This is a genomic window from Rathayibacter sp. PhB1, from assembly GCF_004362935.1.
GTDB lineage: Bacteria > Actinomycetota > Actinomycetes > Actinomycetales > Microbacteriaceae > Rathayibacter > Rathayibacter festucae.
Map to the genome: position 1 here is coordinate 302,768 of NZ_SNYD01000001.1, position 13,795 is coordinate 316,562.

Consider the following 13,795-nt stretch of genomic DNA (forward strand, 5'->3'; position numbering starts at 1 on the left):
AACGTAGGCTTGCCGGGTGAATCGAACCGTCCGGATCGCGGGCCCGGCGCTCCTGCTCGTGGTCGCCGCTCTCGTCGCGCTCCTGGCGGCGCTCGCGTTCGGCGGCGGTTCGGCCGCACCGCTCCTGAACGACCCGGGGCCCGTCGTCCGCTTCGGCCTCCCGGTCGCCAAGCTCGCGGTCAACCTCGGCGCCGCCGGCATGATCGGCTCGCTCGTCCTGACGCTCTTCGCGCTGAGCCCCCGCGCGATCGCGAAGCGCACCGGCGCCCCCGCCGAGGCGGAGCCGCGCACCGAGTACACGATCGCGCTCGACGTCGCCGCCGCGAGCGCCGCGTTCTTCGCCGCCGCCTCCGCGCTGACCGGCTTCTTCACCTTCCTCAACGTCACCCAGACTCCGTTGAGCCTCGACCGCGACTTCGGCACCAAGCTCAGCTACTTCATCGGCAGCATCCCGGTCGGCCAGGCCTGGCTGATCACGACCCTCCTCGCGGCCGTCGTCACCGTGCTCTGCTTCGCCGTGCGCAACCAGACCGCCCTCGTCTTCGTCACCGCCGTCGCGCTCCTGACGCTGCTGCCGATGGCGCAGCAGGGCCACGCGGCCGGAGCGAGCGGCCACGACGCCGCGGTCACCGCCCTCGGTCTGCACCTGGTCTTCGCCGCGATCTGGCTGGGCGGGCTGCTCACGATCGTCGCGCTGCGGCCGCTGCTCGGCGGCGCGCGCCTGCTGCCCGTGCTCGGCCGCTACTCCAGCCTGGCCCTCGTCAGCTTCGTCGTGGTCGCCGCCTCGGGCTACATCAGCGCCGAGCTGCGGCTGGCGACGCTCGGCAACCTGCTCACCGGCTACGGCGTGCTGGTGCTCGTCAAGGTCGCGGCGCTGACCGCGCTCGGCGTCTTCGGCCTCGTCCAGCGCCGCTTCCTGATCGCGCGCATGCGCAGGGCCGGCGGAGCGGGCGGCCGCAGCTTCTGGTGGCTCGTCGCCGCGGAGATCGCCTTCATGGGCATCGCCTCCGGAGTCGCGGCGGCCCTCGCCCGCACGGCGACACCGGTCGACCAGGTCACCGCCACCGAGCTGACGAACCCGACCCCCGCGGAGCTGCTCACCGGCGAGGCGCTGCCGCCCGCGCCGTCCGCCCTGAACTTCCTCACCCTCTGGAACGTCGATCTGGTCTGGCTGCTGGTCTGCGGCTTCGGCATCGCGTTCTACGTCGCCGGCGTCGTGCGCCTGCACCGCCGCGGCGACCGCTGGCCCGTGCACCGCACCGTGCTCTGGATCGCGGGCATGCTGCTGCTGGCGTACATCACCAACGGCGGCGTCAACGCCTACGAGAAGTACCTGTTCAGCGCGCACATGCTCGCGCACATGGTCCTCACCATGGCCGTCCCGGTGCTGCTGGTCCCGGCCGCGCCGGTGACGCTGATCGCGCGCGCCGCGGCCCGGCGCACCGACGGCTCCCGCGGCGGACGGGAGTGGGTCCTGCTCGCCGTGCACTCGCGCTTCGCCACCGCGATCTCGCACCCGATCGTCGCGGCGCTGCTGTTCGTCGGCTCGCTCTGGGGCTTCTACTACTCGCCGCTCTTCCGCTGGGCGACGACCGACCACATTGGCCACGAGTGGATGATCGTCCACTTCCTGATCACCGGCTACCTCTTCGTGAGCGTCCTGATCGGCGTCGACCCGAGCGTGCACCGCGTGCCCTACCCGATGCGCCTGCTGCTGCTGCTGGGCACGATGGCGTTCCACGCCTTCTTCGGCCTGGCGCTGATGACGGGGGAGGGCCTCCTGCTCGCCGACTGGTACGGCGCGATGGGCTGGGGCACGAACGCCCTCGACGACCAGCAGGCGGCCGGCGGCATCGCCTGGAGCATCGGCGAGATCCCCACGCTCGCCCTCGCGATCATCGTCGCGGTGATGTGGAGCCGCTCGGACGCGCGCGACTCCAAGCGGCTCGACCGCCAGGCCGACCGCACCGGCGAGGCCGAGCTCACGGCGTACAACGACCGCCTGGCCGCCCTGCAGAAGCGCGGCTGAGCCGGGCCGTCCCCGATCCGGGCCGTCCCGGGTCGAGTCGTCCCCGGTCGAGTCGTCCCCGGTCGACGGACGTCCCGCGACAGCCCCGAGCGGGCTCCGCGGGCGCTTCCTAGGCTGGCCGCTGCTGTCCGACCTCGCCCGCGTCCCGCGGGCTCGAGGCGCAGCGCTGCGAGAAGGGGAGCGCATGATCGAGGCACGAGGCCTGACCAAGAGGTACGGAGCGAAGACCGCGGTCGACGGGATTGACTTCACCGTGGCGCCGGGGAGGGTGACCGGGTTCCTCGGACCCAACGGCGCCGGCAAGTCGACGACGATGCGGATGATCGTCGGTCTCGACCGGCCCTCCGCCGGCTCGGTGCTGGTCAACGGCCGGCCCTATCGCGAGCACGCCGCGCCGCTCGCCGAGGTCGGCGCCCTGCTCGACGCGAAGGCGACGCACCGCGGCCGGACCCTCCGCGACCACCTGCGCGTGATCGCCGCGACTCACCGCATCCCGCGCTCCCGGGTGGAGGAGGTCATCGAGGTCGTCGGCCTCGGCAGCGTCGCGCGCAAGCGCGTCGGCGGCTTCTCGCTCGGCATGGGCCAGCGGGTGGGCATCGCGACCGCGCTGCTCGGCGACCCGCGGACCCTCCTGCTCGACGAGCCGGTGAACGGCCTCGACCCGGAGGGCGTCCGCTGGGTCCGCGACTTCGTCCGCGCGAAGGCGGCGGAGGGCTGCTGCGTGCTGCTCTCCTCGCACCTGATGAGCGAGATGGCGCAGACCGCCGACCACATCATCGTCCTCGGCCGGGGCCGGATCCTCGCCGACGCCCCGCTGGACGACTTCCTCGCCGAGGCGCGGCCGCGCGTGCGCGTCGAGAGCCCGGACTCGGTGCGGCTCGCCGAGCTCCTCGCCGCCCGCGGCGCCGCGGTCGCCGTCACGGGCGGCGGGCTCGAGATCGAGGGGCTCGAGGCGCCGGTGATCGGCGCGCTCGCCCACGAGGCCGGAGCGGTGCTGCACGCGCTCACCGCCCTGACCCGCTCGCTCGAGGAGGCCTACGTCGCGATGACGGCCGACGCCGTCGAGTACACCGCCGCCCGTCCCCACGGATCCCAGCCCCTCGAAGGAGCCACCCGATGACCGCGACCGCCCCGAGACCCGCCCGCGACGCTCCGAGCGGGGTGAGGCTCCGCCTCGACGGGGTCGTCCTCTCCGAGCTGCTCAAGCTCGTCACCGTCCGCTCGACATGGTGGTCGATCGTCGTCTCGGTGCTCCTCGCGCTCGCTCTGGCCCTGGCCCTCGGCGCCGTCGTCACGCCGCCGAAGGAGGGCTCCGTCTCCGCGTTCGTCGCGGGCGGCGCGACCCTGCACCTGCAGTTCGTCGGCCTGGTGATCGCCGTCCTCGGGGCGCTGTCGCTCGGCGGCGAGTATTCCACCGGGATGATCCGCTCGACCTACACCGCCGTGCCGCGCCGGGTCCCGTCCCTCCTCGCCCGCGGAATCGTCGTGGCCGTCGCGTCCTTCGTGGTGGGCGTGCTCACCTGCGTCGGCTCGTTCGCCGTCATCGCCGGGATGCTCGCGGCGAAGGGAACGCCCACGTCGCTGCTCGACGACGGCGTGCTCGGCAGCCTGCTCGGCGGCGGCCTCTCCCTGGCGGTCATCGGGGCGTTCTCGGTCGCCGTGGCGGCGCTGCTGCGCAGCACGGCGGCGGCCATCGGCCTCTCGGTCGGCGTGCTCTTCGTGCTGCCGCTGCTCGCGAGCATCGCGGGCGGTCTGCTGCAGGCCCAGTGGATCATCGACGTCAGCCCCTACCTGCTCTCGAACCTCGGGCTGGCGCTGTCCAGCGTCCCGAGCGAGGGCTCCGGCGTGGAGCAGATCAGCACGACGTCCGCGCTGCTCGCCAGCGCGGGGTGGCTCCTCGCCGTCTGGGTCCCGGCGCTGACGGCGACCCGCGTCCGCGACGTCTGACCGCGGCGCCGGGGTGCGGGGGTCGGCTGGGTACAGTGGAGCGGTGACCCAGCCGACCCTCTCCGACGAGCAGCAGCGGGTGTTCGACCTCATCGAGAACACCCGCGAGCACCTGTTCGTGACGGGTCGCGCCGGCACCGGCAAGTCGACCCTGCTCAACCACCTGAGCTGGAACACCGACAAGCAGATCGTCATCTGCGCGCCGACCGGGGTCGCCGCCCTCAACGTCGGCGGGCAGACGATCCACTCGCTCTTCCGGCTCCCGATCGGCGTCATCGCCGACTCGGACCTCGATCAGCCGCCCGAGCTGCGCAAGCTCCTGAACACCATCGACACCCTCGTCATCGACGAGATCTCGATGGTCAACGCCGATCTCCTCGACGGAATCGACCGCAGCCTCCGCCAGGCGCGGCAGCGCCGGTCCGAGCCGTTCGGCGGCGTCCAGGTCGTCCTCTTCGGCGACCCGTTCCAGCTCGCGCCCGTTCCGGGCGATCCGGAGGAGCGCGCCTACTTCGCCGACCGCTACCGCTCGCTCTGGTTCTTCGACGCCCTGGTCTGGCAGGAGGCGCCGCTGCGGATCATCGAGCTCGGGAGGATCCACCGTCAGAGCGACGAGCGCTTCAAGTGGATGCTCAACGCGGTGCGCTTCGGCATGGTGACCAAGGAGATCGCGGACGTCCTCAACGCCGCCGGTGCGCGCACGCCGCCCGAGAACGACGCGATCACCCTCGCGACCCGCAACGACACCGTCAACCGGATCAACCAGACCGCCCTCGCGCGGCTCAAGGGCCCGGTCAAGACCGCCTCGGCCGAGATCAGCGGCGACTTCGGCGGCCGCGCGTACCCGGCCGATCAGAACCTCGAGCTGAAGATCGGGGCGCACGTGATGTTCCTGCGCAACGACGCCGAGCAGCGCTGGGTGAACGGCACGATCGGCCGCGTGACCAAGGTCGCCGGCACGGTCTGGGTCGAGGTGGACGGCGAAGTGCACGAGGTCGAGCCCGCGACCTGGGAGCGCTACCGCTACTCCTACTCCGCCGCGACCAAGAAGCTGACCCGCGAGATCGTCGCCGAGTTCGCGCAGTTCCCGCTGCGCCTGGCCTGGGCCGTCACGATCCACAAGTCGCAGGGCAAGACCTACGACTCCGCCGTGGTCGACCTCGGCTCGCGAGCGTTCGCCCCCGGTCAGACCTACGTCGCGCTCAGCCGCATCACGAGCCTCGAGGGGCTCTACCTCACCCGGCCGCTCCGGCCGAGCGACATCATCGTCGACAAGGACGTGCTGCGCTTCATGTCCGAGCGCCGGGCCGAGCCCGCGGCCGTCGCCGAGCCGGAGTCCGCGTCCTCCTGAGCGCCTGAGCGCCCCAGCGGCGGAGCGGCCCGTCAGGCCGCGGCGCGCGAGCCGGCGAGGTCGCGGAACACCGCGGTGGTCAGCCGGTACGCCTCCGCCACCTCGGCGATGACGCGCTCGCGCTCGTCCTCGTCCCAGCCGGCGGCGTCGAGCTGCTCGCGGTAGACCGCGCGGAAGGCGGACGGCGTCGCGATCTCGCCGTAGAGGTAGAAGCCCACGCCGTTGGTCTCGAAGCCGAAGCGCCGCTGCAGGAGGCTCCGCACGATCGAGCAGCCGGAGAGGTCGCCGAGGTAGCGGGTGTAGTGGTGGGCGACGAAGCCGCCGCTCCAGCCGCTCGCGACGGTGCGGATCCGCTCGACGTAGGCCGCCGTCGAGGGGAGCGGGCTGATCCGCGAGCGCCAGTCCTCGCCGACCAGGAAGCGCAGGTCCTCGCCGATGGCCGGCAGCCGGGTGAGCTTCGGCGAGATGAACGGCGCGGCGACCGGGTCGCCCGCCATCGCCACCGCCACGGCCTCGAGCGCCTCGTAGACGAAGTAGTGCTGCGCGATCATCGCGACGTAGTCGTCGCGGCTGCCGGACCCGGTCATCAGCGCGGTCATGAAGGCCGAGACCTCGTCGTCGGCGCCGGATCGACCGAGGCGCACGTGAAGGGCCTGCGAGAACGGGATGACGTTCGAGACGTTCGGCACGGCGGCCTCCTTCGGCGTCTTAGGTTGCCCTTACCTTAGCTCGAAGGCACCGCGGTCGCCAGGGCGGGTCTCAGTGCGAGTGCCCGCTGTCGGTGATCGTCGTCATCATCCCGCCCATGTCGTGCGAGCCCTTGGAGGAGGCGGACAGCGCGGGCGTCGCGAGGGCGGAGACGAGGAGCGCACCCGCGAAGAGACCGAGAACGGCGCGCGGGGCCGAGACGGGCCGCTCCACCGTGCGCTGCGAGCGCAGGGTCGCGGCGACGACGGCCGCGGCGACGAGCTGCAGGGCGCCCGCCGCGAGAGCGGGCAGCGGGTCGCGCAGCAGACCGGCGGCGACCGCGAGCACGAAGCCGGCGACGGTGATCCCGGTGACGGCGAGCGCGGTCCGCGGGAGGACGATCCGGCCGCGGGCGAGGACGACGACACCCCAGACCAGCTCGACGACGCCGAGGGCGGCGAGCGGGAGGGTCCCCGCGTCGAGCTGCCCGGCGGCGAGCGAGAGGTGCACGAGCCCGGCGCCGATCCCGGCGAAGGCGGCGTTTCCGCGGGCGACGGTGCTCATCGCGGTCTCCGATCGTGGTGGAGGTGCAAGAGGAAGAGGCCCCGGATCGACACACCGCATCGTGTCGTCCGGGGCCGTTCAGTCCGTCCGCCGCGGAAAACGGCGGGCCCACGGCGGACGGAGTCTAGGGGGAGCGGACGGATCCGCTCCGGGTCAGGCGACGGCGGTGCGCGCCCGGGCGCCCTTGTCAGCGGTGAGCCCGACTCCTAGGAGGACGAGCGCGCTGGCGAGGTGCAGGAAGTGGTCGGCGGTGTTCAGCGCGAGCACGTTGAGGGCGGTGTTGACCAGGAAGAAGCCGACGACGCCCAGCAGCAGATAGACCGCGCCGACCGTCGTGTTGACCGTCTTCGCCGCCGAGGTGGTGGAGAGACCGGCGATCAGCAGCGCGCCGCCGATGAGCAGGTGCGCGATGTTGTGCAGCGGATTGACCTCGAAGACGCCGAGGAGCAGTCCGCCCTCCGTCGCGAGGAACTGGACGCCGCCGGTGACGACGAAGCCGAGCAGTCCGACGACCACGTAGACCGCGCCGAAGAGCGTGGCGAGCAGCCGGTTCGGTGATGTGCGCATGATTCCTCTTCCCCTTCCGGGCAACGCCTCCGCGTCGCTTGTCCCTTCTTCGTAGCAGCCGCTCAGACGGTTTGGAAAAGGGGTGGCCGGATCCGGATCCGCGTGGTTCCGGGTCACGGTCGGGACACGAAAGCCCCCGCGCACGGCCCCCGCCCCGTGCTGCGCGAGACCGCGCCCGTACAGTGGAGGGGTTCCAGCACGCGTCTTCGGGGGGAGTCGAACGGCATGATCGGTGGCCGCAGGCCGACCCGGGTCGGGGCTCTCGTCGTGCCCGCCCTGGTCCTCGCCCTCACCGGCTGCACCGGCGGTGCCGACTCGGTCGTCCCGGACGCGCCGCCCGGGCCCGTGCCCGACGAGCTGGCGACTGCGCTCTCCGGCTTCCTCGTGGAGGCGCAGGACGCCGCGGGGGCCACCGGCGCGATCGCGGGGGTCTGGTCGCCCTGGGCCGGCGGCTGGGAGACCGCGGTCGGCTCGATCGGGGACTCCGAGGCCACCCCGGTGACCACCGAGACGCGCGTGCGCCTCGGCACCGGCGGGACCGAGGCGATGACCTGCGACGTCGTCGTCGCGCTCGCGGAGAAGGGCACGCTCGATCTCGACGCCGACGTGGGCGAGTCCCTCACATCGCTCCCCGGCATCGAGGGGATGACCCTCCGCCAGCTCTGCTCGCACACCTCCGGCCTCGCCGACTTCCGCTCCATCCTCTGGCCGACCGTCTTGCAGAACCCCGCCCGCGAGTGGCCCACGCTCGAGCTGATCTCGGCCGCGCAGGTCAGCGCGCCGATCGCCGAGCCGGGCGCCGCCTGGGCCGACTCCTCGACCGGACCGCTGCTCGCCGGCGTGGTGGCGACGCAGGCCACGGGGCGCAGCATGCAGTCGCTGTACGACGAGTACGTCGTGCCCCGCTACGGCCTGAGCAGCACCCGCCTCCCCGGCGACTCCGAGCTCGAGGTGCCCGGCCCGGCGATGATCGGCTTCTCCGCCGCCCTCGATCCGCGCTCCGGTGCCGTCCAGTGCGGCGTCCCGCGCGACCTGTCCCAGGCCTCGCCCTCCTCGCTCGGAGCGGCCGGCGGCGCCGTCACCGATCTCGACGATCTGCGCCGCCTCGCGCAGGGACTGGCGACCGAGCCCGCGGGGGAGGCGATGTGGGCCGATCCCGTCCCGCAGGGTCAGGGGCGGGCGGAGTGGCTGCTCGCCGGTCTCGGCGGCCACCAGGCCGGCCCGCTGCGAGGCTTCTCCGGCATCGCGCCGGGCTTCCTCACCGCCGCCTACTCCGACCCGGAGTCGGGGCTGACGGTCGCGGTCTCCTTCAACAGCTCGACCGCGAGCGACGGCTTCGCCGCCTCCGCCGCGCGCGCCCTCGCGGCGATCGCGGTCGAGCAGGGCGCGGCGGCCGGCGCCACCGGGCTGCCCCAGCTGCCGTGGACGGCCGACGGCGAGCGCGGCGCCGTCCAGGGCGCGCGCCCCTGCTGAGCGGTCCTACCCTGGACTCATGCCGATCACTCCCGACACCAAGGACTGGACCTGGGTGCTCGAGCGCCCCTGCCTCGAGTGCGGCTTCGACGCCTCGCTCGTCGAGCCGGACGCCGTCCCCGCGCTGATCCGCCAGAACGCCGCCGCCTGGCCGTACGTCCTCGAGCGCGAGGACGCCGCGGGCCGCCCCGACGACGAGACCTGGTCGCCGCTGGAGTACGCCGCACACGTGCGCGACGTGCACCGCATCTACCGGCTGCGCCTCGGGCTGATGCTCGAGGGCGACGACCCGCTGTTCCCGAACTGGGACCAGGACGTGGCCGCGGTCGAGGAGCGCTACGACCAGCAGGACCCGGCGGCGGTCGGCCGCGAGCTGGTCGAGGAGGCGGACCGCATCGGCGACGTCTTCGAGGGCGTCGACGGCCGGCAGTGGCAGCGACCGGGTCGCCGGAGCGACGGCGCGTCCTTCACGGTCGAGACGATCGCGAAGTACTACCTGCACGACGTCCAGCACCACCTGCACGACGTCCAGGGCTGAGCGCCCGGGGCCGGCTCGCCGGGCGGCGCGTCAGCAGTCGATCAGCTGCGGGTTGAGGAACGACAGGGTCCGCGCGTAGGCGAGCGCGGCGGCGGACGGGCTGACCGACTCCCGCAGGGTGGCGTTCGCGAAGTGCCGCCCGGTGTCCGGGTAGGTGTGCGCGGTGACGGGCGTGCCTGCCTCCTTCAGCCGGCCGACGAACGACTCCGGATCGTCGCCCTCCGGCCAGTCGTCGCTCTGCGCGTAGTGCAGCAGCGTCGGGCAGGGGACCAGCGCGTGCTCCTCCTGGCCGAGGGTCGCGTAGTAGGCGACCACGGCGTCGACGAGACCGGTGGCGGCGACGAGCAGTGCCAGCCGCCCGCCGAAGCCGAAGCCGATGATCGCGGAGCGGGCCGCGCCGGCCGCCGCCCCGGTGCGCACCGCGTCGGCGACCGAGGCGAGGGCGCGGTCCTGCGCCGCCATCGCGGCGAGGTCCCGCGCGTCCTCGGCGGCGAGCGTCGCCCAGCCGTCGTAGAGATCGGGGACGAGCACGTGGTAGCCGTGCTTCGAGACGGCCTCGGCGAACGGCTCCAGCCAGGGCAGCCGGCCGAACACGTCGTGGAGGATCACCACGACGGGGCGGCCGGGGTGCCCGTACTCGAGGGCGATGCCCGGAGACGGGATCTGGACGAGCTCGCTCATCCCTCCACCCTGCACCGCGGGACGGCCCGATCGGCCTGTCGACGCCGATCCCGTCGGCGTGTCGCGGTCCGGGCTCACCGCTCGACGGTGAAACCCTGCTCCGCGCCGTACTCCTCCAGCTCGGCCTGCCAGTCGAGCAGCCCCGCCTGCAGGGTCGTCTCGCCGGTGTAGGCCGTGCCGACGGAGTCGTTGAAGACCCCGGCCGCGTAGACCTGGTAAGGGAGGAAGCGGACGTCGTCGGGGGCGTTCTCCGACGCGGTCGCGTACTCCCGGTTGACGGCCTGCCCGCCGAAGTACTCGCTCGGCCGGTCGAGGAACGCGGGCGACTCGGTCGCGGCCCGGTGGGCGGGCCAGAGTCCGGAGTCCCGGATGACGTCCACGCCGTCGCCCGCGGTGGCGAAGGTCAGGAAGTCGACGGCGAGCTCCTTGCTCCCGCTGCTCTCGAGCACCGAGAAGCCGCCGCCGCCGTGCTCGGCGGCCACGCTCCCGCCCGGCTCCCACTGCGGCAGCTGCGCCACGCGCCAGTCACCGGCGGCGTCGGGGGCGCTCTGGGTCAGGGCGGAGGCCATCCAGCTGCCGGCCGGGAGCGTCGCGATCCGGCCCGCCGCGAGCATCCTCCGCCACTCGTCGCTCCAGTCGGCGACCGGGGCGAGCAGCTCCCCGTCGAGAAGGCGCTGCCAGTTCTCGGCGTACCGCGCGGTGCCGGGATCGGCGAGATCGATCGCGACGGCGGTGCCGTCCACGGAGAAGGGCCGGCCGCCGGCCTGCTCGATGAGGCTGGTGGCGAGTCCGGGATTGCCGACGTCGTTGAGGATGTAGACCTCCGGGTCCGCCGCGTGCAGCTGCTCGGCGGCGGTGACGTACTCCTCCCAGGTGCCGGGCACCGCCACGCCGAGCCGCTCGAAGACGGCGCGGTTGTAGAACAGCACCATCGGCCCGGAGGCCCACGGCAGCCCGTAGACGGTGCCGTCCACCTGGGACGCCGCCCACGGCCCCGGCGCGAACTCCTCCGAGAGCTCGTCGGCGCCGAGCGGCCCGAGGTCGGCGAGGGCGCCGGAGAGGGCGAACTGGGGGAGCGCGGTCGAGTCGAGGAAGGCGATGTCGGGACGTCCCGATCCGGCGGCGATCACGTTCTGCAGGGCGGTGTACTGCTCGTCGCCCGTGCCCACGTCGACCACGTCGATCTCGACCCCCGGGTGCTCCTCCTCGTAGAGCTCCGCGACCTCGGGCAGCTGCTCGTCCCAGCTCCACACGAGCAGGGAGTCGTCCTCGGCCTCCGTGCGGTCGGCGCAGCCCGTGAGCGCGGCCGCGAGGGCGGCGACGGCGAGTGCCGCCGCCGGGCGGGAGTGGTGTCGGAGAGACATCGTCGTCCTTCGCTCGATCGTGGTGCCGTCCCGGAAGGGGGAGGCCGTCGCCGATCCTACGAGACGCCTGGCCGGAATGGTTGCCTTACCATGCCAGCATGTCCGCAGATGACGCGCTCGAGGCGATCCCCCCGCCGGACTTCCTCGACGAGCTCCTGGACGAGCTGAGGCTGAAGAGGAGCCACTATGGGGAGATGACCGACGTTCCGCGCCGCCCCTCACTGGCTGACGTGGCACGCCTCGCGGGCGTCGCGCCCGTCACGGCCTCGCGGGTCGCGAACGGGCAGACGAACGTCGTCCCCGCGACGCGGCAGGCCGTCCTGGAGGCGATGCGCACCCTCGGCTACCGGCCGAACAGCGCCGCGCGCGCCCTGAAGAGCGGCTCGTTCCGCACCCTCGGCGTCGCGGTCTTCAGCCTGGACACCCTCGGGATGATGCGGACCGTGGACTCGATCGCCACTGCAGCGGCGGAGGCGGGCTACGCGATCACGCTGGTGCCGGTCTCGGCACCGAGTCAGACCGGGCTCAACGGCGCCTTCACCCGCTTCGGCGAGCTGGCGGTGGACGGCCTCATCGTGGTCGTGGAGACGTACCTGCGGGACACGGCGCAGCTGGTCCTCCCCGAGATCCCCCGGGTGCTCGTCAACGCGGCCGCCGGCGCCCAGGGGCCCGTGGTCGACGCCGACCAGGCGGGCGGCGTCCGGGCCGCGGTCGAGCACCTGCTTGGGCTCGGGCACCGCACGGTGCACCACATCGCGGGCCCGCGCGGCTCCTTCGCCGCCGAGCGCCGGGAGACGGCGTGGCGGGAGGCGCTCCTCGCGGCGGGCGCGCCCGTGCCGCCGACCCGCTACAGCAACTGGCGCTCGGACGGCGGCTATCTCCAGGGCGCCGCCCTGGCCGAGGCCGGCGACTGCACGGCCGTGCTGGTCTCCAGCGACGAGGCCGCGCTGGGGGTCTACCGCGCCTTCGCGGAGCGCGGCCTGCGGATCCCCGAGGACGTCAGCGTGGTCGGCTTCAACGACATCCCGGAGGCGCAGGACTTCTCCCCGCCGCTGACGACCGTCCGGCAGGACTACCGGGCGGTCGGGGCGAAGTGCGTCGAGCTGCTGCTCGAGCAGCTCGCGAACGGCGTCAGCGACGACCCCGTCCTCGAGCTGGTGCCGACCTCGCTGATCGTCCGGGCGAGCACCGCGCCGCCCGCGACCCGCTAGGCCGTCGCGCGTGGCCGGCCTCGCCGCGGTGATCGCCGCGCTGGAGCTGACATGGCCCGGCAACAGGGCGGTGAACCTCGTCTTCCACGGGCACAGCGTCCCCGCGGGCTACTTCGCGACGCCCCTGATCGACCGCCGTGCCTCCTACCCGCACGTGGTCGCCGGCCGGCTCGCCGAGCGCCACCCGCACGCCGTCCTCAACGCGATCGTCACCGCCGTCGGCGGGGAGCACTCGGAGTCGGGCGCGCGCCGGATGGGCGAGGTGCTCGGCCACCGCCCCGACGTCGTCCTGATCGACTACGCGCTGAACGACCGGGCGATCGGGCTCGAACGCGCCCGTCCCGCCTGGGAATCGATGATCGACACCGTGCTCGGGGCCGGCGCCGTCCCCGTGCTGGTCACGCCCTCGCCGGACCTGACCGCCGACCCGGCCGACCCCGCCGACGACCTCGTGCGGCACGCGGAGCAGATCCGTCGACTCGCCGAGCGGGACGGTGTGCTGCTGGCGGACCCGTTCCGGATCTTCTGCACGATGCACGAGGGCGGCGAGCCCCTGGCCGGCGTGATGTCGCAGGTGAACCACCCGAACGGTCGCGGCCACGCGATCATCGCGGCGGAGATCCTCGCGCTGTTCGCCGAGACGGAGCCGGCGGGGGAGGGGAGTCGGAGCGAGTGACGGGAATCGAACCCGCGCCATCTGCTTGGGAAGCAGAAGTTCTACCATTGAACTACACTCGCGCGGCGCCGCTCGGGCGCATCACGCCATGGTAGCAAGCCCGGCGCCCTAAGCTCGCCTCGTGCTGCTCTCCGATCGCGACATCAAGCTCGAACTCTCCTCCGGCCGCGTCGGGCTCTCGCCGCACGACCCGGCGATGATCCAGCCCTCGTCGGTCGACGTGCGGCTCGACCGCTTCTTCCGGCTGTTCGACAACCACCGCTACCCCTACATCGACCCGGCCGAGGACCAGCCCGAGCTGACGCGCCTGGTCGAGACCCCGGCGGGCGAGGCGTTCATCCTGCACCCCGGTGAGTTCGTGCTCGGCTCGACCTACGAGGAGGTCGCGCTCCCGGACGACATCGCCGCGCGGCTGGAGGGCAAGAGCTCGCTGGGGCGGCTGGGGCTGCTCACGCACTCGACGGCGGGCTTCATCGACCCGGGCTTCACCGGGCACGTCACGCTCGAGCTGAGCAACGTCGCGACGCTGCCGATCATGCTCTGGCCGGGGATGAAGATCGGCCAGATGTGCTTCTTCCGCCTGAGCTCGCCCGCCGAGCAGCCCTACGGCTCGGCGGCCTACCTCTCGCGCTACCAGGGCCAGCGCGGCCCGACCGCCTCGCGCTCGTCCCTCAATTTCCACCGCACCGACGTCTACGGCGACTGAC

General features: G+C 73.1%; 14 protein-coding genes and 1 tRNA gene. 9 read left to right on the top strand and 6 right to left on the bottom strand.

Annotated elements, in window-relative coordinates; genetic code table 11:
• Nucleotides 1–16 precede the first annotated feature (16 nt).
• From EDF17_RS01440 to EDF17_RS01455, 4 genes are all read left to right on the top strand, one after another.
• Nucleotides 17–2,029 carry a cytochrome c oxidase assembly protein gene (locus tag EDF17_RS01440; protein WP_208110559.1) on the top strand — a complete coding sequence of 671 codons (2,013 nt, stop codon included), beginning with the start codon at nucleotides 17–19 and terminating at the stop codon, nucleotides 2,027–2,029.
• A gap of 184 nt (nucleotides 2,030–2,213) precedes the next feature.
• Nucleotides 2,214–3,149 (top strand): ATP-binding cassette domain-containing protein, encoded by a 936-nt coding sequence (locus tag EDF17_RS01445; protein WP_123444843.1) that lies wholly within the window; start codon nucleotides 2,214–2,216, stop codon nucleotides 3,147–3,149.
• Nucleotides 3,146–3,976, top strand: coding sequence for an ABC transporter permease (locus EDF17_RS01450; RefSeq protein WP_123444844.1), 831 nt, complete (start codon nucleotides 3,146–3,148; stop codon nucleotides 3,974–3,976). The genes EDF17_RS01445 and EDF17_RS01450 overlap by 4 nt, the downstream gene beginning before the upstream one ends.
• 43 nt (nucleotides 3,977–4,019) lie before the next feature.
• Nucleotides 4,020–5,327 (top strand): DEAD/DEAH box helicase, encoded by a 1,308-nt coding sequence (locus EDF17_RS01455; protein WP_123444845.1) that lies wholly within the window; start codon nucleotides 4,020–4,022, stop codon nucleotides 5,325–5,327.
• A 32-nt stretch (nucleotides 5,328–5,359) separates the two neighbouring features.
• Here EDF17_RS01455 and EDF17_RS01460 read toward each other — a convergent pair whose 3' ends face one another.
• The 3 genes from EDF17_RS01460 to EDF17_RS01470 form a co-directional block, all read right to left on the bottom strand.
• A complete protein-coding gene (locus EDF17_RS01460; RefSeq protein ID WP_243732757.1) occupies nucleotides 5,360–6,016 on the bottom strand; it encodes a biliverdin-producing heme oxygenase in 657 nt (218 codons plus the stop codon).
• 70 nt (nucleotides 6,017–6,086) lie between these two features.
• Nucleotides 6,087–6,578, bottom strand: a complete 492-nt coding sequence (locus tag EDF17_RS01465) for a hypothetical protein (RefSeq protein WP_123444846.1) — start codon at nucleotides 6,576–6,578, stop codon at nucleotides 6,087–6,089.
• A gap of 153 nt (nucleotides 6,579–6,731) precedes the next feature.
• Nucleotides 6,732–7,145 (bottom strand): DUF4383 domain-containing protein, encoded by a 414-nt coding sequence (locus EDF17_RS01470; protein ID WP_123444847.1) that lies wholly within the window; start codon nucleotides 7,143–7,145, stop codon nucleotides 6,732–6,734.
• A 267-nt stretch (nucleotides 7,146–7,412) separates the two neighbouring features.
• Here EDF17_RS01470 and EDF17_RS01475 point away from each other — a divergent pair, with 267 nt between their 5' ends.
• The gene (locus tag EDF17_RS01475) at nucleotides 7,413–8,618 is read left to right on the top strand and encodes a serine hydrolase domain-containing protein (RefSeq protein WP_166649572.1); all 1,206 of its coding nucleotides are present in this window, start codon (nucleotides 7,413–7,415) and stop codon (nucleotides 8,616–8,618) included.
• Nucleotides 8,619–8,637: 19 nt separating this feature from the next.
• Nucleotides 8,638–9,156 (top strand): DinB family protein, encoded by a 519-nt coding sequence (locus EDF17_RS01480; RefSeq protein ID WP_123444849.1) that lies wholly within the window; start codon nucleotides 8,638–8,640, stop codon nucleotides 9,154–9,156.
• 30 nt (nucleotides 9,157–9,186) lie between these two features.
• On the opposite strand, the gene EDF17_RS01485 is transcribed toward EDF17_RS01480, so the two are convergent.
• Together EDF17_RS01485 and EDF17_RS01490 are read right to left on the bottom strand one after the other, a co-directional pair.
• Nucleotides 9,187–9,837 (bottom strand): dienelactone hydrolase family protein, encoded by a 651-nt coding sequence (locus EDF17_RS01485; protein WP_123444850.1) that lies wholly within the window; start codon nucleotides 9,835–9,837, stop codon nucleotides 9,187–9,189.
• A 74-nt stretch (nucleotides 9,838–9,911) separates the two neighbouring features.
• Complete coding sequence (locus tag EDF17_RS01490; protein WP_123444851.1) at nucleotides 9,912–11,201, bottom strand: sugar ABC transporter substrate-binding protein; 1,290 nt, start codon at nucleotides 11,199–11,201, stop codon at nucleotides 9,912–9,914.
• Between the two features lie 98 nt (nucleotides 11,202–11,299).
• Between EDF17_RS01490 and EDF17_RS01495 the strand changes: the two genes are divergently transcribed.
• Nucleotides 11,300–12,412: a LacI family DNA-binding transcriptional regulator gene (locus EDF17_RS01495; RefSeq protein ID WP_243732758.1), complete on the top strand. Its 1,113-nt coding sequence runs from the start codon at nucleotides 11,300–11,302 to the stop codon at nucleotides 12,410–12,412.
• 10 nt (nucleotides 12,413–12,422) lie between these two features.
• Nucleotides 12,423–13,088 carry an SGNH/GDSL hydrolase family protein gene (locus tag EDF17_RS01500; protein WP_123444852.1) on the top strand — a complete coding sequence of 222 codons (666 nt, stop codon included), beginning with the start codon at nucleotides 12,423–12,425 and terminating at the stop codon, nucleotides 13,086–13,088.
• Here EDF17_RS01500 and EDF17_RS01505 read toward each other — a convergent pair.
• A tRNA-Gly gene (locus EDF17_RS01505) sits at nucleotides 13,080–13,150 on the bottom strand. The genes EDF17_RS01500 and EDF17_RS01505 overlap by 9 nt on opposite strands.
• A gap of 59 nt (nucleotides 13,151–13,209) precedes the next feature.
• On the opposite strand from EDF17_RS01505, the gene dcd reads away from it, so the two are divergent.
• The gene (gene dcd, locus EDF17_RS01510) at nucleotides 13,210–13,794 is read left to right on the top strand and encodes a dCTP deaminase (protein ID WP_123444853.1); all 585 of its coding nucleotides are present in this window, start codon (nucleotides 13,210–13,212) and stop codon (nucleotides 13,792–13,794) included.
• Nucleotide 13,795: the final 1 nt, after the last annotated feature.

Excerpts from the sequence above, each read along its gene's own strand:
- EDF17_RS01445 (WP_123444843.1), top strand. The coding sequence starts at position 2,214 with ATGATCGAGGCACGAGGCCTGACCAAGAGGTACGGAGCGAAGACCGCG.
- EDF17_RS01450 (WP_123444844.1), top strand. The coding sequence starts at position 3,146 with ATGACCGCGACCGCCCCGAGACCCGCCCGCGACGCTCCGAGCGGGGTG.
- EDF17_RS01465 (WP_123444846.1), bottom strand. The coding sequence starts at position 6,578 with ATGAGCACCGTCGCCCGCGGAAACGCCGCCTTCGCCGGGATCGGCGCC.
- EDF17_RS01470 (WP_123444847.1), bottom strand. The coding sequence starts at position 7,145 with ATGCGCACATCACCGAACCGGCTGCTCGCCACGCTCTTCGGCGCGGTC.
- EDF17_RS01480 (WP_123444849.1), top strand. The coding sequence starts at position 8,638 with ATGCCGATCACTCCCGACACCAAGGACTGGACCTGGGTGCTCGAGCGC.
- EDF17_RS01485 (WP_123444850.1), bottom strand. The coding sequence starts at position 9,837 with ATGAGCGAGCTCGTCCAGATCCCGTCTCCGGGCATCGCCCTCGAGTAC.
- EDF17_RS01490 (WP_123444851.1), bottom strand. The coding sequence starts at position 11,201 with ATGTCTCTCCGACACCACTCCCGCCCGGCGGCGGCACTCGCCGTCGCC.
- EDF17_RS01495 (WP_243732758.1), top strand. The coding sequence starts at position 11,300 with ATGTCCGCAGATGACGCGCTCGAGGCGATCCCCCCGCCGGACTTCCTC.